This window comes from Planctomycetaceae bacterium, from assembly GCA_021371795.1.
Classification (GTDB): Bacteria; Planctomycetota; Phycisphaerae; order Sedimentisphaerales; family UBA12454; genus UBA12454.
In genome coordinates, this window is sequence record JAJFVK010000021.1 from 130,525 (window position 1) to 157,441 (window position 26,917).

Consider the following 26,917-nt stretch of genomic DNA (forward strand, 5'->3'; position numbering starts at 1 on the left):
ATCACTTTCTTAGTAATACAAAAATAATAATTCCAATCACTATGGCTATAACAATTATTACTGTATTGGTATTCTTCTTTACTGTGATGTTGGTATTTCCACTTGCTGTATTAAAAGTGGAACGAACTTCATAATCAGACTTACTAGATTGCTCAAGTCCACGGACTGTCTGAACAGTCGCGGCCATATCTCTTGTACTATCATAAAATCGTTGATCCGCTTGAGCTTGTGCAACATCCAATCCCAACTTTTCTTCTGCAATTTTTTTCCGCAGTTCATTTTTTTGACTTTCCGTCAATTCATCGAAAGTAAGATTTAAGAAACTGCCTTTAGCCTGTTGAATAGCAAATGCTTTTTGCAAATCTTCTCTTCGAACCATTTCATTATTACCATTATTATCTGTCATAATAGCTCTCCATATAAATTGAAACAATGTTGGTTTTTCTTCTACAATTTTAACATAAATATCACCTTGTGGTAATGAAATATGGTGAGAAACTCTTTCTGTTCCTCTTACATTAGCGATAAAGCTTTCAATCCTGTTAAATTCAGCTTCAAGATAAGCTGTTCTCTGGACTGCTTCTTCCTTTTCTACAGCCTCTAAAAGCCTGTGGACAGCTTCCATATCACCACAACTAAGCCAAGTAGCCCTTTTAATTAAATTATCAGGATATTTAACACTTCCAGCATCTTTAATAATTTTATCAATCGCCGGCAATACTTTCTCACGCCAAGATTCCGGTGTAGCATCTATGTACAAGGTGTTTTTTTTTAGATAACGTTTTCTTAATTTTTTTATAAGTTCAAATCTTTGTTCTTTGGAGAGGTAATAAGGAAGGAGTTCAATCAGTCGCTCAGCCGTCTGGCCACTTAACGTAACGCGTCCTTCCTTCCAACTCCAGTATGTTTTTATTGCATACTGCGCTGGCCCTTGCCCATATTTCCGTTCATATTTCGCAAATAATTTGCCAAGCTCATATAATGATAAATTGAAAAATATTTCTTCAATGTCCTTGTCAACTCCTCCAAAAAGATGAGTAAGATAATCGCGATAACTCATTGGCTATGCACCTCAATCTTAGGTGCTAAACGAATGCCGGACAACAAAATCCAGAAGTCGTGCTGCGATATATTAGTAACTTCAAGCCTTGAAGTGTTTTTGCCACGCTTTAACGATTTCACTTTTATGTTCCTCAAAAAAAAATCCCGAATTTGATATACTATATCAAACTACCGCGTGGGCTAAAGCCCACCCTACCAATCACTGGTCGCCGTACCGGCGACCGCTAAACACTAAACATCGTTTACGTTTCGTCCACACTAACGACGGGTAAATCGAGCCAGAAAGTAGCGCCTTGTCCTTCGGTGCTTTCGAGTCCGATTTTGCCGGAAAGCAGTTTCGCAAGTTCCGTACTTATCGCAAGGCCTAAGCCAGTGCCCTGCTGGGTTCGTGTGATTGAACCATCACCTTGACGGAATTTTTCAAATATCTTCTCCCTATCCTTTTCAGCAATGCCGGGGCCTGTATCGGTTATCGCAACTCTGACTGTCATGTGATCCGGCATAGAAGCTGTTATTTCAATTCTGCCATCTTCGGGTGTGAACTTCACAGCGTTACTCAACAGGTTATATAAAATCTGCTGGACTTTGCCGCCATCGGTTTTAATCCACGGTATTTGTTCGTCAATCGTAAGTTTGACTTTTAGTTTTTGCTTTTCGGTAAGCGGCGAGAAAAACGCAACCAAACCGCGGCACAATTCCGGTATGCTGGTTTTGTCGAGATGCAGTTCGATTTTGCCGGATTCCATTTTCGCCATCTCGAGCAAATCATTAATCATCGTCATAAGATTTTTGCCGCTGTTGACGATATTTTCAGCGTAACGTTTGCTCTTTACGGTATCTTCGGCGGGTTTTTCACGCAGGATTTCAGCAAAGCCGAGAATCGCATTCAACGGCGTGCGAAACTCGTGCGACATATTGGCGAGAAATTCGCCTTTGAGTTTATTGGCCTTGAACAATTCGATATTGCGTTCTGAAAGCTCTGTAATCTTCTCATCGAGCTGCTTGTTTGCCTGGCGCAGTTTTTCCTGTCCCTGCACGAGATTATCAAGCATCGCATTGAGAGCATCGCCAAGACGTTCAAATTCGTCATTGGTTTTTATGCCGCAGCGGACTTCGAGATTGCCTTCGGAAACATTTTTGACAATAGCCCGCAACTGCCGAATCGGGCTCAAGATTATACGCTGGGCGATAATATAAAACGCGACGATCGCGCCGGAACCTGCAAGCAGCACCGCGGCAAGAATACACATTCTGTTCATCAGAACGGTTTTGCTGATTTCACGGCCGGGCATCTGCACGACTATCGCGCCAATCGGTTCGTCAAGCGTAAAGGTCGGCGCGGTACCTTCGGGACTGTGACAGGCAAGACAGGGTTTATGGGCACGGACAATGTTTATATATGTCGTTTCGACATTATTATTGACGTCAGAAATCCAGGTTTGTTCATCATCCGGCTGCTTATGCTTAACCAGTCGTCCAATTTTTTTTGATAAATCGGCGTTGGCAAAATTCGCATCGGCCTGATTTTTCCATTTGCCCTCGGCATCAAGCCGCAGCCAGTGTACCCTGCTGGTTTGGTTCTGTTTAAGCGAGCCGCCTTCGTCGAGCATTAGAACTTTTTTTTCGGGAGTTTCGAGTTTGAAATGACGTTCGAAAACAGTGTTAACAACCGCTCTGCCGGCGTCTATCACGGATTTCTCCGTCAGCTTGTTCATCCACGAATATGGAATCAGCAGCGCAAGCACAAGTACCAGAATAATCGCCGTGCCGAAAAGCAATCTGCATTTGCCGGCCAAAGACACCGGCCGCAACCGCAGATAATCAAGAACAGTTCCAAAAAATTTTCCGGTACGACCCATAGTTAATTTAAGATTGAATAATGAAGATTGAAAAATTTTAAATTACAATACCTTCGCCCGCAAACGTTTCCGTAAATCTTCAATCTTCATTCTTAAATATTCAATTTTTAATGGTGCGTTTGCGTTCTCAAATTCAATTCGTCAAGCTGTTTCTGTTCCACAGAGCTCGGCGCATCGGTAAGCAGACACTGGCCTTTCTGTGTTTTCGGAAACGCGATAACGTCCCTGATATTGTCAGTTCCGGTAAGGAACATTACAAGCCTGTCGAGACCTAACGCAATTCCGCCGTGCGGAGGAGCACCGAACTTAAGCGCGTCGAGGAAGAAGCCGAATCTGTCTTTGGCCTGCTCTCGCGAAATTTTCAGCAAATCGAAAACTTTGGCCTGAATCTCCGGCTGGTGAATACGAATACTTCCGCCGCCGATTTCAGAACCATTGACAACAATATCATAAGCCTGCGACCTGATATGGCCGGGGTCTGTATCGAGTTTGTGAATATCTTCCGGAACAGGCGCTGTAAACGGATGATGCAGCGAATCAAAACGATTCTCGCCTTCGTTCCAATCAAACAATGGAAAATCAATAATCCAAACCAGTTCATACGCCTTGTCGTCAATAAGGCCTAAATCTCTGGCAACTTTGAGCCTCAACGGCGCGAGCGCTTTATTCGTTTGAGCTGGTTTATCGGCGACAAACAGCAGCAAATCGTCAACCTTCGCATCGAATTTGGCAATGATTGCCTTTCGCTGTTCAGGCGTGAAAAATTTCGTCAGATTGCTCGACAAATCTATGCCTCCCTGTTCATCTTTAATAACCTTGAACCACGCAAGACCTTTTGCACCAAAATCCTGCGCAACACCCGTGAAGGTTTTTTCAATATCGCTTCGTGAAAATTTCGCTCCGCCCGGTGCGCAAAGACCTTTAACAATGCCGCCCTTCTGAACGGTATCGGTAAAGACTTTAAATTGCGACTGACTTGCGACTTCTGAAATATCCTTGAGTATCATACCAAAACGCAAATCCGGACGGTCGATGCCGTAATCATCCATCGACTGCTGATATGTCATTCTTCTAATCGGCAGTTTAATTTCAACGCCGAGCACTTCTTTCCAAATTGCCGCGATGAGCTGCTCGTGAACGGTAATCACCTCGTCTTCTTCGACGAAACTCATCTCGACATCTATCTGTGTAAACTCCGCTTGTCTGTCGGCACGCGGGTCTTCATCTCTGAAACATCTGACAATCTGAAAATATTTATCAACGCCGCTGATCATCAGCACCTGCTTGAAAAGCTGCGGCGACTGCGGCAACGCATAGAAATTTCCAGAACACAATCTGCTTGGCACGAGAAAATCTCTTGCGCCTTCGGGCGTGCTTTTGCCGAGGAAAGGCGTTTCGATTTCCCAAAAACCTTTGCTGTCGAAAAAGTCGCGTGCGACCTTTGTAACCTTATGACGCACTTTAAGACGATTCTGCATTACAGGGCGTCTCAAATCAAGATAACGATATTTCAAACGCGTCTCTTCGGCGACTGATTCAGCATTTTGAAGTTCAAATACCGGCGTTTCAGCTTTATTCAAAATCTCAAGATTATCAATCAGCACTTCGATTTTACCCGTATTGAGCTTTGGATTATCCAACCCCTCGCCGCGAGGCCTTACGCTACCGCTTGCCGCAATGACAAATTCACATCGCAAATCGCGAGAGAGCTTGTGCATTTGGGGCTGTGCTTTTGGATCGAAAACAAGCTGCGTCAATCCTTCACGGTCGCGTAAATCAATGAAGACAAGATTGCCATGGTCGCGATATGAATCCACCCAGCCCGCAAGAATTACTTTTTTGCCGGCGTCTTCAAGACGCAGTTGACCACAGTTATGAGTTCTTTTAAGCATAAAATCTTTCCGATACTCTTAAGAAATTTAATATAAAGCAAATACTACGACAGATGTTCGTCTATCGCGTCTGTAATGTCAGACTTCTTAGCCAAACCGACCCATTTTTTTACCATTTCGCCGTTATTAAACAAAATAACCGTAGGAATGGCGCTAATGCCGAACTCAACGGCCGCTTCGTGATGCTCGTCAGTATTAAGTTTGCAGATTTTCGCTTTGCCTGCGTATTCGTTTGCGATTTCTTCAATCACAGGAGCAAGCATTTTGCACGGACCACACCAAGGCGCCCAAAAATCAACGAGAACCGGTGTATCGCCATGTACTATACTGTCAAAGGTAGCATCTGTAAGTTCAATCATATTTCCGGCCATTTTACGTCCTTTCCTTATGCGTAATTGCGGCTAAATTCATCGAGCAGCGGATTTTAGTCGTTTTAAACGTCAAAGTCAAACTATTTTGCCGTCCCGGCCGGCGTCAGAATATGTATTAACAAAGAAAATTGGTTGTATTTTTCCACCGAAACAGCTACAATCCAAAATTATTCTTATTTTTTCGGGGCGTAGCGCAGTTTGGCTAGCGCGTCAGACTGGGGGTCTGAAAGTCGCAGGTTCGAATCCTGTCGCCCCGATTTTGAGCAGAGCTCAAAATCAGAGCAGTAGAGGGTAGATAGTTGAAAATAGAGCAAATCGCCTGCTCTGCGGGCAATTAATGATGGCTGGATGGTTCAATATCTCTACTGCAGTCTATTTTCTACTCTCAACTTTCAAAAGAAATAAACAGGTAAACTACAGATACGTTTGCCTGCTTGTCGCGATGCCGTTAGTCGCTGGTATTAATCGTTTTTATTGTTGGTTTGTTTGGGTGGAATTTTTTTCTTTAATCCGCCAGTGCCACGGTTCGTAAGTAATACCTGCACTGGAATCTTTCGGATACGAGAGAATAAAATTAAATCTTTGTGCGTTTTTCATCAGCCAGACATATTCCGGAAGTACCTCGAACTTTTCAGGGCAGCCGTCGCCATTAATGCCGTCTTCGTTGATGAAGTCGAGTGCCTGTCTGCGCGGGCAGCCATGTTCACTGTAGCCCGGCAACGCAACATATTTTACGGTTTCACGAATAGAGTAATCATGGTTTGAGAGATAAAATACAAACAGGTATAACTGGTATGCGCTGCTGCGATATGCGGATTCGACATAAAGACGTTTGCCGATTTCCTTTTGCATCGCATCCATCATTTTTGTATAGCTTTCGTTTACATCTTTCGGCAGAAATTGCGGCGGCAAAATATATGGTTCGCCTTTGATTTTAATTTTCTGCCCTGTGATGATAACGAATTCCTCATTACCCTGTGCGATTCCAAGGTATGGAATTTTGACCGATATTGCATTAGCGTCAAGAGTTTCAAATTGTTTGAGGAATATTTTCTGGCTTTCGGTAAGCGGAGCGTAAAGCTCACTAAATGCAAGCGAAGCAAGATTATGTTTTTCGTCTCTCTCTCTGATTAGAGGCTCAAGTTCGCCGAGAACAGTTTTAACCTGATTGACATCGGACGGGGAAAGACCGTCAAGATTCAACTCGGCAAAGGCAAGGCCGACAAACAAAAATGAAAAAACAAAAACACAACAAAGTAACTTTGACATTGTTACCTCCAGTGATCATATTTTAAAGTGAAAGAGTTTTTTCGCAAGACATTTTGTCAGCTCAAAACAAAAAATACATTCGTGGAAAGTCGGATTTCTTTAGTTGAGTTTTGAACGGAGAGTTTCAGCGCGAAGAATATCACGCTGTTCGGGATTAAGAGATTGGCCTTTGTTGATTTGCAGATGAGCCGGCTGGGTCAGCAGAAATAACTCATTGACTGTCTCGATGGAAATTTCCTTTACCCTGCCCATATTGATACCCATACGCAAATTGCTCAACAGAAACATGGCTTCGTGCGAACTAATCAGCTTTGCACTTTTCAGCAGAGCAAGTGCGCGGGCAATTTTATCATCGAGGATATTTACTTCTCCGGTCAAAAGTTTATCACGAGCAATTCTTTCATATTCGACAATTTTCGGAATTATCAAGTTCTGAAAATCATCAACAATCTTCTGTTCGCTTATGCCGAGTGTTACCTGATTCGAAATCTGGAAGAAATCGCCGATAGCTTCAGTGCCTTCGCCGAACAAACCGCGAATGGCAAGATTCATATCACGAGCTGATTCGAAAAGTTTTTTCAACTGGTCGGTCATCTTCAACGCAGGCAGGTGCATCATTACCGAAACGCGGATTCCTGTGCCAAGATTCGTTGGGCAGGCGGTAAGATAGCCGTATTGTGAACTGAACGCATACGCGACTTTTTCAGCAATCTCGTTATCAATTTCGTTTATTCGCTGCCAGCATTTTTCAACGTTCAAGCCGGGAGCAAGAACACAAAGACGCAAATGGTCTTCTTCGTTTATCTGCGCAGAGAAAAGCTCATTTTGGGCAATTACAACTCCGCGCGGGCCGGTGCCTGCGGCGAGATTCCGGCTGATTAACTGCCGTTCTATCAGCAGGTCGCGTTCGATTGTTGTGCCGTGTTCGATGTCTATAAAGAAAATATCGCCGAGTGAGCCGAGCGAAAGAATTACTTCTTTGAGCGTTTGCAGAATTTCACTTTTTTCCAGATCGCTGCATCGTGTGGCAAACTTTTTACCCGCTAAATTTCGGGCAAGCCGAATTCGTGACGAGACTACAATGTCCGATAATGGTGCGACAGGGTCGAACCATCTGCTTATTTTCATACTTAAATCTGTTAGTCTCATTGAATTTTTCCGACTATGCCTGCGAAAGAGCCTTGAGCTGGTCTCTTAATTTTGCCGCAAGCTCGTAATCCTCGGCCTTAACCGCTGCATCGAGCCGGCGCTTCAAATCATCAATTACGGACTTGTCTTTTGTGTCCTCGCCGGTAACTGACGGAGGAACTTTGCCAATGTGCTGTGAATTGCCGTCCTGTGTCTTTTCGATAACGTCGTGCAAATCATCTTCGAAAACTTTGTAATCGTTCGGACAGCCCAACAATGCCTGTTTTCTGAACTGCTCCATCGTCGTACCGCACTGGTCGCAGACTTTGCCGGTCTTTTCGACAGCCTCTGCGCCGTCGGTTTGCTGATGGGCGGCAATGAGAGAACTTAACAACTCATTGAGCGAAAGCTGACTCTTGACCGTAACGCCTTCCTTCTGCGCACAAGCCTGGCACAGGTGGCTTTCCGTTCTGTGGCCGTCAACTATCTCTGTCAGATGTACCGTTGCTGTCTTATCTTTACAAATTTCACATTGCATAACGTTATTTTCCTGAATTTATTACCCCCGCCACACCCTTGTCTTCGACTGCGAGTGCAGGCAGGTGCGGGGGCTAATAATCGAATATTATTATATCAAAAAACAGTCAAAATAGACTCAATATTATTATCGGCTATTTTCCCATTCTACTAAACCTGTTTTTCACTGTATTTTGCTTTGCAACCGGGGGCTTCGGTAACTTCAACATATAAAAGTTTTACTCCCTGCTGAAGCTGCTTTTTAATACTGTCATAAATATATTTGGCGACATTTTCAGCCGAAGTATTCATATCCTTAAAGCAGTCGAAATCCTCCAGTGCCCTGTCGCTGAACGGCGAAACAATTTCGTCGATTGTCTTTTTCAGGTCGTTGAAGTCCAAAAGCAGACCGTTTTGGTCAAGATGCTCGCCGGCGACAGCGGCCTCGGCCTGCCAGTCGTGAATGTGATACGATTCGGCACCGGCCGTGAATTTAAGCTGATGGCCCGCAACAAAAACAGTACTAACCGTAATGGTAAACATATTTTTACCCTCTGATATTTTTTTCAGTCAGTCTTTTCTGCAATTTTTCATAAACGCCTGCGGGAATCAGATTCGCGACGTTGCCGCCAAGCGAAGCGATCTGTCTGATGAGCGCAGAACTTGTAAAGCCGTACTGTTCGCTGGTCATAATAAAAATCGTCTCAATGCCGGCAACCGCTCGGTTCGTCATTGCAAGCTGAAATTCATACTGCACGTCCGTTAGGTTTCGCAAACCACGCAAAATAACCGTAGCACCGACGCTGGCGGCATACTCGACCGTCAGGCAATCATAACTCTGGACACTAACGCAGGGAATATCTTTAACAAGAGGTTTTATTATCTCAACGCGCTCATCAAGCGTGAAAAGCGGGTCTTTCAACGGACTGTTGCCGACCGCGACTATCACTTCGTCGAATAACTTAATACCGCGACTTATAACATCGAGATGGCCGTTGGTAATAGGGTCAAATGAGCCGGGAAAAACAGCTCTAACAAATTTTTTGGACATAATTCCACCTTTCAAATTATAATTATACCCCAAACGGCATTAACGTCAAATATTCATATATTATATCATTTGGGAAATAAAAAACCCCGTGTACGCATAACGCCGCACGGGGTTTTGGAACATTCTACATCAACTTAACACTTAACCTTTAATCAACTTGAGCAACGGCAGCGGTCTGTCAACGCCTTCAATAAACGACGGTCTTGCCGCCCATGGTGTTACGCTGACTACGCCTGTCATATCCATCCAGTGCTGGAGTCTTGCGACCGGAGTATTCCAAATCATGTGCAGATGGTTTGCCGCGGCGTATTGCTTATACTCGACCATCGTCGCATACTTCGGAACGAGGAACGTATGCGGCCAGTTCGGGTCTGTCAAATCGCACATCGCTTTGCCGAGCTTTTCGGGAACTTCTGTTGTTACAGCTTCGTCCCAAATCAAACTAAATTTGTTGTTCGCTGAACAATATGCCATTCTGCCTGCGAGGCCTTCAATGCCGGCAGGTGTCATAAATGTAATTGAATTTCCGCCGCCCGCGAAGTAATCAAGACTCGCAAGAGGCATAGAAATGCCAGACATAATTTTCTTAATGTCTGTACCTGGCAATTGCGCCCAATCGAATGAAGCCGAGCCGCTGTTGTTGCCGTCAACCAGGCCCTTCTTGAGCCAGTCGGCATTCTTCGGCAGAGATTTAATTCCCAATTTCTTCGCCAGCCCTTTGATTTCCCATGCTTCCCAGATTTTTCTCAAATCCATAAACAGCGGTGGATTCCCGCCGGAGAGCCAGTTAAAGAATAACATTGTGAGCAATGCCTGACAGTCGGCTTCAGTTGCGTACGGTATCGCCTGTTTTGGGCCGTTATGGTCGAATGTGCTGTTGAAGAGCGATTCCATAACATCTGCGACTGGCATCGGAATGCCGCGTTTGTCGCTGCCCCATTCGAGCTGGCTCATAAATCCGCCGCCAACGGCATTGAGCTGCGCCATCAAATCGCGAACAATCAGGTACATCGCCAGTGAAATATTGAAACGCTCATTTTCTTCGGCGGTCTTGACCTGAAGTCTCTTGCCGATGTGTTTGTCTATCCATGCGCGAAGTGCTGATAATTCTTTTTTGTCATAAGCGCCTTTGCTAAGCATATCAGCCAGCAGTTTCATATCGAGTCTTGTAATTTCCAATCCGAAAGTATTTCTTGTCGGAATAACGTGAGACAGAGCGGTTTCCATACCCATCGAATCGTGGCCGAAAAGCACAACTCTGCGGCCCTTCAACGCCACATAAGTAACGGCTGAATAACACCAGTCGATAAGATTCTTTGCGGTTTCTTTGCTCATCTGCGGATTCAACCCCTTGTCATCCCAGTTGCCGACGTTCAGGGTTACGAGTCTGCCGTATTGCGAAATCGCGCCGCTTAAAGCATGTGCATACACAACGCCTGGCTTGGGACCGCTGTTGCCGCAGGTAATGTTCATCGGCGTTTCAGCGGGGAACTGCTGAAGAAGCGAAATCGATGTAAGCTGCGGGAATGCCCATGTGTCCGGAGCGCAGACGAGAATGTTTACGCCGGCGTTTCTGAACTGCTGGGCGACGAGGTCAGCCTGCGGTTCGCCATCGACGAGGACATCCGAATAAACAACCTGTACCGGCTGGCCATCCGGCATTATAACTGCGCCGCAAATCGTATCGGCAACCATTGCGATAATGTTCTGCACGCGTTTTCTGCTGTCAGCGTCAATGCGGGGATCGCCGGGAGCGAAAACGCCGATAACCGGCTTGCGAGGTGATGCGTTTTTTATACTATCCAAACAAACTGCTTTTGCATTATTACTCATTTTTTCTCCGAAAATTTTAACGTAGCCACTAAGGCACTAAGACACTAAGTTTTTCATTTCTATTTACCCTGCGCTAACCCCGCTTTCGCTTATGGGTTTCCGCTTCGCTTCAACGCTTAGGGCTCTGATGGTTTTACTCTACGCCCCAAAAATATATTTTACAAGTAAAAACAACGCACACAACGTCTTCTAACGTTTTAATGAACTAAACAGAACTAAAATTAGCAAAAAAATGCTATTATAATTGTTCTGCAGTTTTCGGAGTGTTAACATCGTTGGCGTCTTTGGAGATATCCTCCACCAAATCAGCCAGCGGTTTTGTCATATTCGTTCCCATATATGAAGGCACTTTATAGACCCAGCCTTTGGTTGCATTGGCAAGCTTCATCGCGCTTTCTTTGGCCAGCAGTTTCGCTTCCTTCTTTTTAAGCTCATCGGCCGACTCAACGCCCTGCTCTTTTGTTACCTGCGTTTTGTCTGTAAAGTCAACACTGCATTTTATGTATGTATCGGAATCCTTTTTGGCAATTTCAATACTAATCAGAGTCGAATCCTTTTTCATAAGACTGAACTTGCGGTCGAAGTCCAAATCCTTCGCTTTGTCTTCGGACATCATATCGTCGAATCTCAAATTTGAAAGAGCGCCGAGTACCTGCTGACATTCGCTGTCTTTCTGTTTTTTGCCGGCAGGCAGTTCCTTGAGTTTTACAACGGCACCGTTGGCATCGGCGGTCAGCGAATACGAACCTTCCGGTGAAGTAACCGTTACCCAATCGATGCTTTCCTTCTTAATGTAAATGAGATCCTGATTCGTATATTCAACCGCTTCGCTGCGTATCCATGGAACATTTGCCAGCACATAAACTTTCTTATCGTTCACAAGTCTGCCATAGCACAAACTACCTTTGCCCGATTCGGAATCCTTGCCGATGATAAAGCCGGTGATAAGTTTATCGGCTGCATCGTAGAACGTAAGCATCGCCTGCGAGTCGGCATCCGTTACGCCGAGGTCTGCGTAATTTTTCTCATCCTCGGTGTATAACTCGACGGTCTTTATGTCCAGCGACGATGTAAACAAATTATTAACCACTTTCGTTGCCGCGGGGTAACCATCCTTTTCAGCAATCACAAATTCATTGCCTTTGTGCTGAAGCGTAACGGTTTTGCCGCCCTGCTTTACAATGATTTTCTGAATACCAGCCGGGTCAAGCCCCTGTACAAGCGAACCCATAGCTGACGCGGCAGGCTTTGTTTTGTTGGCATATTGTGAAATAACCAAAGCAAGAACAACTGAAGCTGCCGCTACAATACCTAAAAATGATATTCTTTTATCACTCATTGAAATAACTCCAAATTCCCATCTAAAAATCTTAAATTTTCAATATTAAATATTAAATTCGTTATGAATCGCTTGCGTGGCTGATATATTTGCGTTTCCTTGTGCCTTTGTAAATGCCGAGCACAATCGCGATTATCAGAATCACAGCCGGTGCGGCGAGCATATTGAAATTCCGCAGTTTATTGCCAAGCTGTTCTTTACGCTGTACTTTTATTTTCTTGATTTCCTGAAGCTCTTTGCGTGCCTCAAGAATTTTCAGTTCAAGGTCTTTCTTCTTTTGCAGAATCGAACTTTCAATCAGTTCTTCCTGGCCTTCTTTGGCCGAACCGAGCACTGCCCTTAAGTCGTTTTCAAAGCCTTCAATTTTCTTATTGATTTCGTCTTCCTTTTCAGCGGACTGCAAATCGGCCTCGGCTTCGATTTTGTCAACGACGAGGAACGGTCGCTTGAAATTGCCTCTGGAACGCATCGAAATCAGTTCGCTTGAACCGCTCAAATCGTCTATCGCGTTCATTATCATTGCGCTGTTGTCGCCGACAATCATCATGCCAAACATTGAACTCCTGTACGCAAGAATATCGCTGATGAAATCGACATCGGCAAAAACCGCTACCGCACAGTTCGCGTCCGCCTGCGCAAGGCCGGCAATGTGCAGATTCTGCTTGGGGCTATTGGGGTCGTTGGCGTCAGCGGGCTTGTCGGTTTCGATATCAATGCCTTTCGGGAATGCGCTCTTGAATTTTCCAGTTACAAGATAACCCATCTTCACCGGCTGCGTTCCATCTGTGAATTTCTTCATCAGCGAACCCATATCCGGCGTCATAAGCTCAAACTGATTATCGACACGCCAGCTATTACCGCGCGATGTCGTCATAACCAGCGGCGTTCTTTCAATATTCGTTTCCTTCTTTTCTTCGTCAGTCATTGTCAGCTCATTCAGCACGCCGCTGAACAGGAAATCAACCTGATTCAACTCGGCTGAAATCGCGACGTTCTTATTAAAACATTCCGAAGTCATCTGCAAATAACCGATAATCTTCTGCGGCGGTTCGCCCTGTCTTAACGAAGCGTCAACAGCAAGTTCCCTGTCGCCGGCGAACGTGTTCTTCGGCATCTCCAGTCCCCAGCTAACCATCAATCTGTCAAGTGACGATGACGGGTCGTGCTGTGCCTGCATCTGCATCATCTGCTGCTGCGAAGGAGGCACATCGACAACACAATACGGGTCAACGCAAACTATCGTTCTGCCGCCTTTAAGCACAAACTGGTCGATTGCGAACTGTGCCGGCTCGGGCAAATCTTTTGGATGAACGACCAGCAGTAAATCAACGTCCTCAATTTTATTCACATCGGTCGGGATATTCTTCACTTCATACTGCTGTTTGAGCTGTGTAACAATGCCCCACGGCTGGGCGGGAGTTTGCCCCTGCATCTGCATCATTCGAGCCATATAAGGCGTTACATCGTCGCCGACAACCGGCAGAGAACTCATAACGCCGACAGTTTTTTTCTGGCGGGTAATGGCCGTATCAATCAAATAACTTATATCATACTCAACGAAATTCTGCCTGTTGGGCGAGAATACCGGAATAGATTTTTCAACGCCGAACTGCGTCTGGACGACAAGACCGAAGAAGAAATTTTCCTCTTCTGTGATTGGGAATTTTTTCAGGCCGTAGCGAATCGCCGAGACTTCGTCATCCGAATACGGACGCGGGTCGATAAGCTCCAGCTTTACCATTCCTTTGCCGGCCGCTTCGTATTCCATCAATAGCGATTTTACAAATTCATAATAATTATTGAAATAGCGAATCTGGTCGGGGCCTTTCATCGCGGCTGTCCTGGCGTAATAAAGCTTCATCGTTATCGGCTGATTCAGCTTACCCAGAATCGCTTTCGTACCGTTCGACAAACTGTAAATCTTCTGCTGTGTAACGTCGGCTTTCAGATGCTTACCGACATTCTGGCAAATGCCTATGAAACTGAAACTAATAACCAGCACAAACACAACCGCGACATATCGTCTGACGGTTTTATTTTCGTCAAGGGCAACAATACACGAGGCGACCCAGCCGGCAATAAGAATCACAAAATACGCGATATCCTTGAATTGCAGCACGCCCATCTGTATCGAATCGAAATGCTCCTGAAAACTCATTTTGCTTATCGCGGTTACCGCGCCGGCAGGCAGGAATGTCGAAAGATAATTCATCGTCGTCGGCATTCCCACGAATACTAAAATACTGCACGCCACAACGGAAAGCACAAAACTAATGACCTGATTATTGCTGATAGCCGAGAAGAAGCAGCCGACAGCCAAAAATCCACCGGCCATCAAAATCGCTGCCAAATATCCGACGATAATCAAACCAATGTCCGGCTCGCCAAGATAGCATACCGTAATAATCATCGGGAACGTCAGTAAAATAGCAGCAATCAGAAATGCCCAGGCGGCAATAAACTTGCCGAGTGCGGCCTGACGAATCGTTATCGGCAGCGTAAAGAGCAACTCGATTGAGCCGGTCTTTTTCTCTTCAGCCCAAAGACGCATCGCAGCGGCGGGCACGAGAAACACAAACAAAAGCGGAAGATTCATAAAGAACGCCGACATATCCGCCTGACGTGCCTCGAAGAATCCGCCCTTAAATGTCAGATAAGCCGAGAAGAACAGGAACACTACCAGAAATACGTACGCCAATGGCGTCGCAAAATACGATTTGAATTCCCTTTTAAATACTGCCCAAAAACCATTCATAATTCTTTCCTTTTAATCACTGATTTCGCAGATTTCACGGATTATAAATACTATTTTATTTTTCCGTGTAATCAGTGTAATCTGCGATTTTGTTTTATTTTCGTTAAGCTACTTTCGTAATCTTTCTAAAGACTTCGTCCAGCGTGCCGTGATACTCTTCTTTCAATTTCGCCGGCGTGGAGTCTGCGAGAATTTTTCCTTTGGCGATGATAATCGCCCTGTCGCAAACGGCTTCGACTTCTTCAAGAATGTGCGTTGAAACAACGATACATTTTTCTTTTGCCATATTCGCGATAAGTTGACGAACCTCGTGCTTCTGGTTGGGGTCAAGGCCGTCTGTCGGTTCGTCCATAATCAAAACCGGCGGATTGTGAATAAGAGCCTGCGCAAGGCCGACTCTGCGTTTGTACCCTTTTGAGAGTGTTTCGATTGTCTGATGATATACCGATTCGATATGACACATCGCGACGGTTTTGTCCAGCGCCTCTTTGCGAGCCTTGCCGCACAGACCGCGAGCATCACAAATGAAATTCAAAAACGCGCCGACCGCCATATCGCTGTAAGCCGGGACGTTTTCAGCCAGATACCCGATATTATTCCGCACCGAGATTGGATTTTTGATGATGTCAAAGCCGCAAACCTCGGCAGTTCCGCCATCCGGCGGTAAAAAGCAGGACAACATTCTCATTACCGTGCTTTTTCCCGCGCCGTTGGGTCCCAGGAAGCCCAGCACCTGCCCTTTGGCGACATCAAATGATACTCCGTCAACTGCGATAATTGGCCCGAAAGTCTTACGCAAATCCTTAATCTTTATCATTTTATATCCCTGTTATAAAAATTAAATTTAGACATTCCAAGAGATTATATAAAGCAAAATCTTATCGTCAAGTACGATAATATTTCATTTTTGGTTCGCAACATAATAAAATTTTGATATGATTCGGGCTCACTTTGAAAGGATTTGTTATGAAACGCAATGTTTTGAATACCATTATATTAGTTAGTATCAGTTGTTTGCTTGCCGGCGGGTGCGGCTCAAGCGTTACGAAAATGACAGCCAATAGTCTGACTTTGGAAAATAAACACCCATATTCGGTCAAAATCGAAACCACAGGCTGGGAAAAAATCGGCAAACTTCAGACCTCCGGCCTGACCAATGAGCGGTACACTCAAACATTAATCAAATCAATCCAAAGCACCGGCTTGTTTAAAGAGGCAATCGAAACCGGCAATGCCGATTACAACTTGAAAGTTACCGTCATAAAACACATCCTGCCGGGACATATCGGCGATTTCGATTTGACAATGACAACTCAATGGCAGCTTATCGACACTGACGGCAAAGTCGTCTGCAACGAAATTATCGACTCGGTTTATACAAGCAAACTGACCGATGAACTTGTTACTTTCGACAGACTGCAAAAAGCCAATGAAAACCTTGTGAAAATCAACATTGAACAAGGCATTCAAAAGCTGGCACAGTTGAAATTTTAATTGCGTCTAACATAAACTTCGTAAATATAACCAAGCTGTTTGCTTTCGCCGGCAGCAAGTTCTATCATCCACGTTAAATTCCTGACAGGATTCATTCTGTTCAGACCGCGGGCGAGACTTTCGACGCTTGCATTCGGCTCTGATGATTTTACATCGCCGGAAAGGGTTTTGCATATTTCTACTGTAATGGCCTTGTCCTGATGATTGGCTATCGAGAGTTTACCGGTAATTGTAACCAAATCATAGTGATAACCATATAACTGCGAGGCATCCTGCTTTCGGTCTGTTTCAAGCTCGATTTGCTCTGCCTTTACATTCGCTGCCTGTGTGATTTTTAACGTCGTATTGGTCATCGACGGAGTGTAATTCAAAATATCCTGACCAACTATGAAGCCATCCTTTGTTATTTCCGCAGAGGCGGTCGTCCAGGGAATCTGTGTGGAATTTTCCAATCGCAAACAATGCCAAACCGTCTCTACCGGCTCTTGCTGCTGCTGTTGACGATTGTTGTAATAGTATTGTTCATCGGCATTGACATAATCCGGTATTTTCCATTCGTAGATATGTGTATAATCCACAGATTCTGTAAACAGCGGCAAATACGCGACCTGACCTTTTGCAATCGTAACATTCTCACGCGGATATAAAAATAAATCTTCCGCAGTCGCACCTTCCTGCATTGAGCCATAATCAACAGGCTGGGCTAAATCTGACATTTCATATTTCGCCATATTTTGCATTTTAAAATTACCGGCCGAAATTCCTCGCATAGCTTTTGATTCGTTTTCACTTTGAGCCAGTGCCTGCATGAATTGCAGAAGGCTTTCTTTCTTCGCGATTGGGCTGATGATATCGGCGAACTTCAAATTCGGATAGCCGGTAACAAGCTGGACTGTAACGTTATTCAAATCGCAAATTTCATTTACTATCATCGCCTTGGCCGAGACAGATGCTTTGTCGGTATCGGTAATATCAATAATATAGCTCGGCGTCCACGTTATGCCTTTGGCAAGATAACTCATGGTTAATTGTTCGCCGGGGCAGTTCTGTGCCATTGTAAATTCAAGCTGAACGGATTTTTCTTTTCTGCCGAAATCTCTTTTTATATCGCTGCCGGTAAATTTAACCTGTTTTACCTCTGCGGGATTCAAAGCCACTTCGCCGGTTTCAGTCTGAACAATCATTAAACTTGCCTGCTGGACAGGACAAGCATTAGGCAGCGGCTGCGGGTCCCTGTTCTCGGCGAAATATTTTATTACGCCATTTATCGGCGCATCGTCTTTGCCATCCATAAACAGTAAAACTTCCTGCCCGATGTTGGCCTGCAATAATTCGGCAATATTTATCGCCTGCGTTGATTTTTCAGATGTAACTTCTTTGGATATTATACCTTCAAGCTTTGCGGTGTCCGGATAAGAGACCCAAAACGTTCCGAGAGATGGTGCAGGCTGTTGGGCAACGGTGAAAACTTTTTGCTCCGGACATTCAAGCTGCGAGATGAAGAACCCCAAACCGTTTTTGAAGAGAGCCACCTGCTGCACTTTACTTTCGACCGCCGCTTGTGATAATCCCACAACAAACAAAATAAATACAACTGCCAATTTAATACATTTCATAATATGCTCCTTCCGCATTTTAATAAATTTAAACCCTGCCATAGTCCTTTACAGGATTAAAATGATGGCAGGGCTAAACAGTTATGTTCTAATCTTCAGAATCATTTTCGTTTTCAGAATCATTAGTTTGCTTTTGACTTTGCATAAGTCTATCCGCTTTTTTGATTAAATCAACAAGCTCCGACACATTTTCATCATCTTGCCTTTCGCTGCGGACTTGTTTTGCAAGTTCGAGCGTATCGGAAAGTTTCGCGTCTCTTGCCCAATAGCTGTTTCGCAGGATTTCAGCGAATTGTGCCGAGGCGGCGGCAAGTTTAAAATTCGCAGAGGCTGATTCGATATCACCTTCTATTTTGTCGGTTGTTATCGCTTTCTTAAATTCCTCAACCTCATCGGTATCAACATTTTTATAGCGGACGAACACATTGGCAATTCTGCCGGTTTTGTCCGGCCAGAGTTTCAACTCATAAAGAGCGGTAACATTCTGCGCAGCGCCGACTTCGCCGCCGTCCTGTTTGTTATCGCGGAATTTTTCGTCCGGCACATCACGATTTTCATAGCCAATCAAACGATAACTACGCACGACTTCGGGATTGAAATCGACTTGAATTTTCGCATCCATCGCGACAATTTGCAGCGTGCTTGTCAAATCGGCATCGAAGATTCTTTTGGCTTCTTCGAACGTATCGACGTAGGCGTAATGGCCGTCGCCTTTGTCGCCGAGCTGCTCCATCAGCACGTCATTGTAATTTCCCATCCCAAAGCCAATCACTGAAAGCGTAATGCCTTTGCGTGATTCTTCCTTTATCATTTTCAGGATTTCATCGGGGCCGGTGTTGCCGACATTCGCGACGCCGTCAGAACAAAGGATTACACGATTGATATGCCCCTGCTTGTATGCTTTTCTCGCCATTTCATAGCCGATGCGGATTCCTTCCTCGGCGTTTGTCGAGCCGTTTGGATGCAGCGAATCAATGGCGGAGATAATTTCGTCTTTTTCGTCAAGGCCGGTGTGGCTTAGGATTTTTTCGCCTCGTGAGCCATAAACCGCGATGCCGATTTTGTCGTCATCATTTAGATTATTGACAAGCATACGCAGCGATCTTTTTACCAATTCGAGACGGTCTTCTCTGCCCATTGAGCCGGAGACATCAATCACAAATGTCAGTATCGCGGGCTTTCGGTCTTCTGGTGCGATTTTTTTCGCAATAAGGCCGACACTCATCAGGTAACTATTCTTTCGCTCCTGACCAAAAGACCAGGGTGCGATTTCGGTATATAGCGCGAAGGTTTCTTTTCGCGGCGGTTTATAATCATACTTGAAATTATTCGCAAATTCCTCAACGCGCACGGCATCGTTCGGCGGTAATGTTCCATTATTCAAATACGACCTGCACAAAGTATAGCTTGCGTTATCGACATCCATTCCGAATGTTGACAGGTGGTCGTCCTCGGTATCGACGAATGGATTTACGCCATAGTTCTTGAAGAACATAGCGTCAACTTTTTCGCCATTGGGCGGCATTGTTCCGCCATGAGCAGGAGAATAAGCGCTTTGCACTTCATCATAATACAACCTACCGGCTAAGCCAGCAGGTTTTTCATTTAGAGCAACGCCCATTCGCCTATCTTTGCTGACAGATAAATCAGCGTCAGATCTGCCTCTCATAACGTAGGCAAGCTTTTCCTCTTTCGCCTTCATTTCACTCGCAATTTGCGGCGGTTTGCCGGCAATATTTTCTTTTTCAACTTTTGTAATTTGCGGTTGGCCTGGATGTGCAATTTGTTTAGAATTTTCATATTGATAAACTTTTTTACTATACTGCATCTTACTCAAACTCGGTCTCATAACTGCCGCTGCAATAATCGCGACGAATGCGAAGACGGCGGCGATTTTTAAAATTCGTTTGTATAAAGGTTTCATTTTATTAACTCCCGTACTCTGCGGCCGGGAAAGCTGCGTCAGTGCATCATTAGTCAGATTATCAATGAAGTTTTCTGACGGCGAATTAGTATCGTTTGTCAGCTTTATCAGCCGAGAGATATTTTTTTCAAATTGTTCATTTTTCTTTTTCATTTGCTTTGCTCCTCAATATGAGGATTCAACTTTATTAATTTATCACGCAGCGCATTTCGTGCGCGGTATAGTAAGCTGTGCACAGCCTTTTCGGTTAATTTAAGTTTCCCGGCGATTTTACCTGCGGAAAGGTCGTCAAGATATTTGGCCTTGAGAACATCCCGCGATTTTTCGTCGAGACTGTTTAGTGCCTGCCGAACAGTGTCGGCAGTTTGCGATTTTTCGAGGACCTCGTCTGGAAGCGGCTGCCTGTCGATAATTTCGAGCCAACCGGTCAAATCCTCATCAATGGTTTTTCTGGCCGCCCTGCTTCTGGCTTCATACGCAAGATTATTTCGCGCAATCGCAAGCAGCCAGGTATAAGGCGAACCTTTTTGCGAATCATAAGTTTTCGCGGATTTGACGGCGTCGAAAATTGTCTTTTGAGTTAACTCTTCGGCAAGTGAAGGATTCGGCCATCGCGATACGAACATTCGATAAATCAGCGGTATGGCCTGCTTGAGCAGCAGCCGCCATGCGTCAGAATCGCCCTGACTTATCTTCGAGAAGTCTGTTTGTTCCATCGTGTCCGACACCAACCTGCAATCTTTCAATTAACCGCTTCTGTTATTATTATGCGCAAAGACGGCAAATTACTCACGAAATTTTCCCGATGCGAAAATCTATTTTATAAGGCTATGCTTGACAAAGAGTTATCGGCGGATAAAATATCACGAATGGCAGAACACCAAGAACGAAAACGAAAAAAACGCAAGAAAACAGTACTCGAGCACTGGCTTCTATATGTATTGCTGCGCATCGGGCTTTTCTTCGTATTTCTGTTTCCGGTCGAAAGCTGTTTGAAAACGGCACGGTCGCTGGGTAGATTATTGTGGAAACATTACGGCCGCGGCAGACAACGCGCTCTTGATAATCTGCACGCCGCTTTTCCCGACAAAGACGAAAAATGGATTGAACAGACCGGCATACGCAGTTTCGAATCTCTGCTGATGATGTTTGTCGATGTGCTTTTCTCGACTCGGCTGATTCGCAAGGATAACTGGGAAGATTATTCACGGTACATCAACTGTGAACGACCGAAATGGATGATGCAGGGCAAACAGCCGATGCTGCTGGTTACGCCTCATTACGGCAATTTCGAGATTATCGGGTATCTGCTCGGCGAATTCGGCTTCGACATTTACAGTATCGCCCGGCCGTTAGACAATAAATTTATTAATAAGTTTCTCTACGATGTTCGGCAGCGCAAAGGTCAGAAAATCATCGACAAAAAAGGCGCATCCGAACACATGGATGAAATTATCAAAAAAGGCTCAACGCTGTGCTTTGTCGCGGACCAGGACGCAGGCAAGAAAGGCACTTTCGTCGATTTCTTCGGCAGGAAGGCAAGCTCGTACAAGAGCATCGGACTTTTGGCGATTCAATATAATCTGCCGATTGCCGCCGGCGTAGGACGAAGAGTCGGCGACAGATTCTTTTTTGAAATAGAAGTCAAACGAATGATAACGCCCGATGAATGGCAAGGCAAAGACGACCCGCTGCTTTGGGTTACACAGGAATACACAAAGGCGTTTGAGGACTGCATCAGGCACGACCCGACGCAATACTGGTGGATTCACCGCAGATGGAAGACAAGACCAAAAAATGAACGAATTCTTAATTCTTAATTTTGAATTTAAAAAAGCGTAATTCGCGGTTATAATACATTGCGATAAACTTTACGGAGAATAATATGGCAGAGACACAAAAATCATGGGAACATCGATTGGCAAAGGCGACAAATTCGCTGGCGGTCGATTTCGTGGAATCGCTTTCGTTCGATACCCGGCTGTATAAATATGATATCGCCGGCTCTATCGCACATGCGGAAATGCTCTGTCAGCAGAAACTCCTGACCAAAGACGAACTGAAACAAATAAAAGACGGCCTTTTCGAAATCTCGCACGAAATCGAAAGCGGCAAATTCAAATTCGATAAAAAACTCGAAGATATTCACATGGCAATCGAAGCGGCACTTATCGCCAAGGTCGGTGACGCGGGCAGAAAACTCCACACCGGCCGAAGCAGAAACGACCAAGTCGCTACTGATATCCGCCTTTGGATGCGTGACGAAATTGAAATCGTACAGGCAAAAATCAACGCACTGCAAAAGGCGTTCGTGAAACTGGCGGAAAAATATACAAATGATGTTATGCCGGCCTATACTCATTTTCAACGTGCGCAGCCGATTTCCATTGCGGCATATCTTTTGAGTTTTGTCGAACAGCTCAATCGCGATAATCTCCGTTTAAAAAACTGTCGGACGATTCTGAATGTCTCGCCGTTGGGAAGCGGAGCGGTTGCGGGCTCTTCGCTGCCTTTGGACAGAAAAACAACGGCAAGCCTACTTGGTTTTTCAGATATTACATATAATACGATTGATTCGGTTTCAGACCGTGATTTTTGCGCGGAATTTGTTTTCGACTGCTGCATGATTTCAACGCACCTGTCGAAACTGGCAGAAGACTGGATTGTTTTCTCGACAACTGAATTCGATTTTATTCATATCGACGATGCGTTTTGCACATCGTCAAGTATGATGCCGCAGAAACGTAATCCGGATATGCTCGAACTTATGCGAGGCAAAACCGGCAGCTTATACGGTTCGCTAATGGCTATTTTGACGATTCTCAAAGCGCTGCCCAGCGGCTATAACCGCGATTTGCAGGACGATAAACGCCACGTCTTCTTCGCAAGCGATACGATTGAAGCGTGCATCGATATGGCCTGTGCGATTGTGAACAATACGACATTCAAAACTGAAAAAATCGCAGCGGGCATTGATAAAGGTTTTCTTGATGCGACGGCACTTGCTGAATATTTAGTCAAGAAAGGCATTCCGTTCCGTACAGCGCACGGAATCGTCGGCAGCCTTGTCGCAAAATGCGAAAAAGAAAATAAAAGCCTCGGTGAAACGAGTATAGAGGACTTCAAAAAGTTTTCGGATGTTATCGGCGAAGATATTTACAAATGCCTCGGCGGTAAAAATGTAGCTAATTCTTATGCGACTGCTTCTGCTGCTTCGCCTGCACAAATGGCTGAACAAATAAATTACTGGAAGAAGCAGTTAGCTTAATATGAGTACCGGCGAAACAAAGCTTGTTCAGTATTTCATGGCTAAATGCAAATTGAGCAAAGCCAAATTCCCTATCGGTATCGGCGATGATATGGCACAGGCACGGCTGCCGAGAGGTGATTCGGTGCTTATCACGACAGATATGCTTTTAGACGGCACCCACTTCGATACAAAAAAACATACTCTCGCACAAATCGGCTATAAATCAATGGCGGTAAGTTTGAGCGATTGCGCTGCGATGGCGACGATTCCACTTGCGGCGGTTGTTTCGGTTGCGCTGCCGAGAAATTTCGGCACGACCAATTTAAAGAAACTGCACACAGGAATTTTAAAGGCCGCAAAAAAATATAACTGCCCTCTTATCGGCGGCGATATGACAAGCTGGAACAAACCACTGGCGATAAGTATTGCGATGTTGAGTACCCTCGGCAAAACAAAACCAGTCAAACGCAGCACAACAAAAATCGGTGATTTGGTTTGCGTTACTGGTACACTTGGCGGGTCGCTGAAAGGCAGGCATTTAACTTTTGAGCCGAGACTAAAGGAATCGCTCGAAATAGCTAAAGCCGGTGCTAATGCAATGATGGACATCAGTGATGGTTTAAGCACAGACTTGAATCACATTTGCAGGTTGAGCAAAAAAGGCGCAATTGTCGATTCCGTCAAAATCCCTGTTTCCAAAGCCGCAAATGGTTTGAACGGAGCGTTAAACGACGGCGAAGATTTTGAACTACTTTTTACAATACCGGCTAAAAATTACGCAGCACTGAAAAAACACTGGCCTTTCAAAACTAAAATTACCGCTGTCGGCAAAATCACAAAAGAAAAATCAGTGAAAATACAAATGCCTGACGGCAAAATAGTCGATTTAAAACCCGGCGGATACGACCATTTAAAATAAATGAACACACAAGAGATAATATCAGAATCTGTTGAACAAACTCATGAGATTGGCAGGAAAATCGGCAACGCTCTCCAGGGCGGAATGCTCGTTTGCCTGACGGGCAATCTCGGCAGTGGAAAAACCACGCTAATTAAAGGCATCGCAGCAGGAGCAGGCGCTTCCAATCGACAACACGTCAGCAGCCCTACTTTCGTAATCGTCAACGAATACCAAGGCAGGTTTCATATCTTTCACATAGACGCATATCGAATCAACACCATACAGGAATTTGCCGCCCTTGGCTTTGAAGACTATATCGGACCTGAATCAGTGGTTCTTATAGAATGGGCGGATAAGGTTACCCAGGCTCTGGAAGGTTTCAAAAAAATACACATTGAAATGCGCCACCACTGCCCAAACAGCCGAATCCTCCGAATTACCGGACTAAACAGCAATATATAAAGTTGCACATACCTTACGTTTTGCTCACCATACCGCCCTTCTGGCAGATTAAGTCGCATATTTTATTTACCGATAACACTCCTGTAACAAATGCTTTATAAACTTTTTCTCCACGGAGGGAAATTAATGAAATGTAATGGGGTTTCGGTTTGCAGAGCTACTGCTTGCCATAATTATTCCCAAAGTGCCTGTTTAATTTAAAAAAACAGAAAGACTTTATGGAAACAAAAAAAATATTAGTGGCTTCCGACGAAAGCAGCGTAGTGCAGATAATTTCCGCAAAGCTGCGCAATAACGGCTTCGAGGTTGTAACCGCAAACAATGGCGACGAAGCGTTTATCCTGTGCTGTCAGCAAAAGCCGGAGTTTGTAATCGCAGACTATCAACTGCCGAATATCAGCGGCGTTGAACTTGCCGAAGACATCCGTAAAAAAAGCGGACTGACCGACATCTCGTTCATTCTGCTGACCACAAAAGAAACTGAACTGGATGAAAAGCAAATGGAAAAAGCGGGAATCACCTGCTGTTTGAGCAAGCCTTTCAGTCCAAAAGAAATATTAAACCGAATTGAAAATATTTTAGCCAGCGCAACAACTAAATGACGGACTAAACCAATGCTGAACACAACGCAAAACAGATTGACTTCAGGCCAATTGAGAATACTCAAGGAATTCGCCAAAGAAATGGTGGATACAGGCCTTAACTTCTTCGTTTACGACACTGGACTTAACACCATCGTCAATCACAGCGGCGAAAAATTTATCAGCGATTACGAAGGTCTGGCGGCATTCGCCCAAAAAATATTCGACTCGCAAACCGGCTCCATACACGAACTTGGCCCCGGCGGCAGATTTATCGGCTGCTGTCTGATTGCGGACGGAACAATTGTCGCGATAACCATTATTGACTGCGGGCCGAACTGCACTTTTACGGCGATGGCCAAACAAACGCTGCGAATCTTTATCAAAAGCTTTCAAAGCGAACTGAAAAACACACAGCAAATCGAACTCATCAGCGGTGAACTGGCACAAACGTATGAAGAACTTATGCTGCTTTACAAGATAAGTACAAATATGCGCGTCAGCCAGACTGACTCGAATTTCCTCCAGATTGCGTGCGATAATCTGATTGAACTGGTGCGAGTCGAAGGAATCGCGATATTCCTTGAAAAGAAAATCAACGACACAAAAAAACTCGTTCTCTCGGCCGGCACCGGTTTGCTGGCGATAGATTATAAAAGTGAAAATGATACGGAAGTACTTTTCGAAAGACTGCTGGATGTAATGGCCGCCGGCTCCGACGCGCTGATAGACAGCGAAATAAGCGGCATGTTTAAATACGAATGGCACGGCAGAGTGCGAAACATACTCGCGGTTCCGCTAAGCAATAACAGCAAAATCAGCGGCATAATGGTCGCGACAAACCTTTTGGACAGAAACGACTTCGACAAAAACGACATCAGACTGTTTAACGCTGTTGCGACAGAGTGCGCAGTATTTATCGGCAACCATAATTTATTCAAAGACCTTAAAGCACTGTTGATAGGCGCCTTAAAATCGCTCGTCAACAGCATCGACGCAAAAGACCAGTACACACGAGGCCATTCAGACAGAGTCGCTGTCATCGCAAAGTGGCTGGCCGAACAATACGCAAAAGCAAAAGGTATGCCGCCGGAAGAAATACAAAAAATTTATCTTTCCGGCCTGCTGCACGATATCGGCAAAATCGGAATAGCAGAATCCGTCTTGAAAAAACCCGGCAAACTGACGGAAGCGGAATACGAAGAGATGAAAAAACATCCGGCAATCGGCGCAGGCATAATTTCTGAAATTCACCAGATGGAGGATATCGTGCCGGGCATTTTGCACCACCACGAAAGGTTCGACGGCAAAGGTTATCCGAAAGGTCTGGCCGGCAACAACATTCCGCTTGCGGGGAAAATTGTAATGATTGCCGATTCGTTCGACGCTATGACTTCGCACAGAACGTATCGCAAAGCGCTGTCGCTGGAAGAAGCGATTGTCGAAATCGAAAAAAATCTCGGAAAACAATTCGACCCGGTAGTCGGCGGAATTTTCCTCAAGAGCAATCTGAACAAACTCTGGGAAATCCTGCAAACAGGCCAAAACGGCGACATATATGCCGACAATATTAAAGATTACGGAACATTCGCCATCGGCGCTCTTTTAAGTTAA

At 44.9% G+C, this 26,917-nt stretch carries 23 protein-coding genes and 1 tRNA gene; 8 read left to right on the forward strand and 16 right to left on the reverse strand.

Annotation, left to right across the window (positions count from 1 at the left end):
- Position 1: 1 nt before the first annotated feature.
- From LLF92_11340 to trxA, 4 genes are all read right to left on the reverse strand, one after another.
- Entirely contained in the window at positions 2-1,060 is a 1,059-nt protein-coding gene (locus tag LLF92_11340; GenBank protein ID MCE5341699.1) for a hypothetical protein, read from the reverse strand.
- Positions 1,061-1,304: 244 nt separating this feature from the next.
- Positions 1,305-2,921, reverse strand: a complete 1,617-nt coding sequence (locus LLF92_11345) for a HAMP domain-containing histidine kinase (GenBank protein ID MCE5341700.1) — start codon at positions 2,919-2,921, stop codon at positions 1,305-1,307.
- A gap of 107 nt (positions 2,922-3,028) precedes the next feature.
- Complete coding sequence (aspS, locus tag LLF92_11350) at positions 3,029-4,813, reverse strand: aspartate--tRNA ligase (protein MCE5341701.1); 1,785 nt, start codon at positions 4,811-4,813, stop codon at positions 3,029-3,031.
- Between the two features lie 44 nt (positions 4,814-4,857).
- A complete protein-coding gene (gene trxA, locus LLF92_11355; protein MCE5341702.1) occupies positions 4,858-5,184 on the reverse strand; it encodes a thioredoxin in 327 nt (108 codons plus the stop codon).
- A gap of 182 nt (positions 5,185-5,366) precedes the next feature.
- Here trxA and LLF92_11360 point away from each other — a divergent pair.
- Positions 5,367-5,441: transfer RNA gene (locus LLF92_11360), tRNA-Pro, on the forward strand.
- 214 nt (positions 5,442-5,655) lie between these two features.
- On the opposite strand, the gene LLF92_11365 is transcribed toward LLF92_11360, so the two are convergent.
- From LLF92_11365 to LLF92_11405, 9 genes are all read right to left on the reverse strand, one after another.
- Complete coding sequence (locus tag LLF92_11365) at positions 5,656-6,453, reverse strand: M15 family metallopeptidase (GenBank protein ID MCE5341703.1); 798 nt, start codon at positions 6,451-6,453, stop codon at positions 5,656-5,658.
- A gap of 99 nt (positions 6,454-6,552) precedes the next feature.
- Positions 6,553-7,602, reverse strand: coding sequence for a protein arginine kinase (locus LLF92_11370; protein MCE5341704.1), 1,050 nt, complete (start codon positions 7,600-7,602; stop codon positions 6,553-6,555).
- Between the two features lie 13 nt (positions 7,603-7,615).
- Positions 7,616-8,119 carry a UvrB/UvrC motif-containing protein gene (locus tag LLF92_11375; protein ID MCE5341705.1) on the reverse strand — a complete coding sequence of 168 codons (504 nt, stop codon included), beginning with the start codon at positions 8,117-8,119 and terminating at the stop codon, positions 7,616-7,618.
- Between the two features lie 149 nt (positions 8,120-8,268).
- Positions 8,269-8,640 (reverse strand): 6-carboxytetrahydropterin synthase, encoded by a 372-nt coding sequence (locus tag LLF92_11380; GenBank protein MCE5341706.1) that lies wholly within the window; start codon positions 8,638-8,640, stop codon positions 8,269-8,271.
- 4 nt (positions 8,641-8,644) lie between these two features.
- Entirely contained in the window at positions 8,645-9,148 is a 504-nt protein-coding gene (gene coaD, locus LLF92_11385; protein ID MCE5341707.1) for a pantetheine-phosphate adenylyltransferase, read from the reverse strand.
- A gap of 141 nt (positions 9,149-9,289) precedes the next feature.
- Positions 9,290-10,981 carry a hypothetical protein gene (locus LLF92_11390; GenBank protein ID MCE5341708.1) on the reverse strand — a complete coding sequence of 564 codons (1,692 nt, stop codon included), beginning with the start codon at positions 10,979-10,981 and terminating at the stop codon, positions 9,290-9,292.
- Positions 10,982-11,219: 238 nt separating this feature from the next.
- The gene (locus LLF92_11395; GenBank protein ID MCE5341709.1) at positions 11,220-12,320 is read right to left on the reverse strand and encodes a DUF4340 domain-containing protein; all 1,101 of its coding nucleotides are present in this window, start codon (positions 12,318-12,320) and stop codon (positions 11,220-11,222) included.
- A gap of 61 nt (positions 12,321-12,381) precedes the next feature.
- On the reverse strand, positions 12,382-15,075 hold the full coding sequence (locus LLF92_11400; GenBank protein MCE5341710.1) for a Gldg family protein: 2,694 nt from the start codon (positions 15,073-15,075) through the stop codon (positions 12,382-12,384).
- 103 nt (positions 15,076-15,178) lie between these two features.
- On the reverse strand, positions 15,179-15,892 hold the full coding sequence (locus LLF92_11405) for an ATP-binding cassette domain-containing protein (GenBank protein ID MCE5341711.1): 714 nt from the start codon (positions 15,890-15,892) through the stop codon (positions 15,179-15,181).
- A gap of 149 nt (positions 15,893-16,041) precedes the next feature.
- Between LLF92_11405 and LLF92_11410 the strand changes: the two genes are divergently transcribed.
- A complete protein-coding gene (locus LLF92_11410) occupies positions 16,042-16,569 on the forward strand; it encodes a hypothetical protein (protein ID MCE5341712.1) in 528 nt (175 codons plus the stop codon).
- Here LLF92_11410 and LLF92_11415 read toward each other — a convergent pair.
- The 3 genes from LLF92_11415 to LLF92_11425 form a co-directional block, all read right to left on the reverse strand.
- Positions 16,566-18,185 (reverse strand): hypothetical protein, encoded by a 1,620-nt coding sequence (locus LLF92_11415; GenBank protein ID MCE5341713.1) that lies wholly within the window; start codon positions 18,183-18,185, stop codon positions 16,566-16,568. The two genes, LLF92_11410 and LLF92_11415, sit on opposite strands and share 4 nt — an antisense overlap.
- Positions 18,186-18,273: 88 nt before the next feature.
- Complete coding sequence (locus tag LLF92_11420) at positions 18,274-20,262, reverse strand: von Willebrand factor type A domain-containing protein (protein ID MCE5341714.1); 1,989 nt, start codon at positions 20,260-20,262, stop codon at positions 18,274-18,276.
- Positions 20,259-20,825, reverse strand: a complete 567-nt coding sequence (locus LLF92_11425; protein MCE5341715.1) for an RNA polymerase sigma factor — start codon at positions 20,823-20,825, stop codon at positions 20,259-20,261. Before LLF92_11425 ends, LLF92_11420 begins: the two co-directional genes overlap by 4 nt.
- Before the next feature lie 153 nt (positions 20,826-20,978).
- Between LLF92_11425 and LLF92_11430 the strand changes: the two genes are divergently transcribed.
- From LLF92_11430 to LLF92_11455, 6 genes are all read left to right on the forward strand, one after another.
- Positions 20,979-21,929: a hypothetical protein gene (locus tag LLF92_11430; protein MCE5341716.1), complete on the forward strand. Its 951-nt coding sequence runs from the start codon at positions 20,979-20,981 to the stop codon at positions 21,927-21,929.
- A 65-nt stretch (positions 21,930-21,994) separates the two neighbouring features.
- Complete coding sequence (gene argH, locus LLF92_11435) at positions 21,995-23,377, forward strand: argininosuccinate lyase (GenBank protein ID MCE5341717.1); 1,383 nt, start codon at positions 21,995-21,997, stop codon at positions 23,375-23,377.
- Position 23,378: 1 nt separating this feature from the next.
- Complete coding sequence (locus LLF92_11440) at positions 23,379-24,278, forward strand: thiamine-monophosphate kinase (GenBank protein MCE5341718.1); 900 nt, start codon at positions 23,379-23,381, stop codon at positions 24,276-24,278.
- Positions 24,279-24,722 carry a tRNA (adenosine(37)-N6)-threonylcarbamoyltransferase complex ATPase subunit type 1 TsaE gene (gene tsaE, locus LLF92_11445; protein ID MCE5341719.1) on the forward strand — a complete coding sequence of 148 codons (444 nt, stop codon included), beginning with the start codon at positions 24,279-24,281 and terminating at the stop codon, positions 24,720-24,722.
- 218 nt (positions 24,723-24,940) lie between these two features.
- Positions 24,941-25,324, forward strand: coding sequence for a response regulator (locus LLF92_11450; protein MCE5341720.1), 384 nt, complete (start codon positions 24,941-24,943; stop codon positions 25,322-25,324).
- Between the two features lie 12 nt (positions 25,325-25,336).
- Positions 25,337-26,917, forward strand: a complete 1,581-nt coding sequence (locus tag LLF92_11455) for an HD-GYP domain-containing protein (GenBank protein MCE5341721.1) — start codon at positions 25,337-25,339, stop codon at positions 26,915-26,917.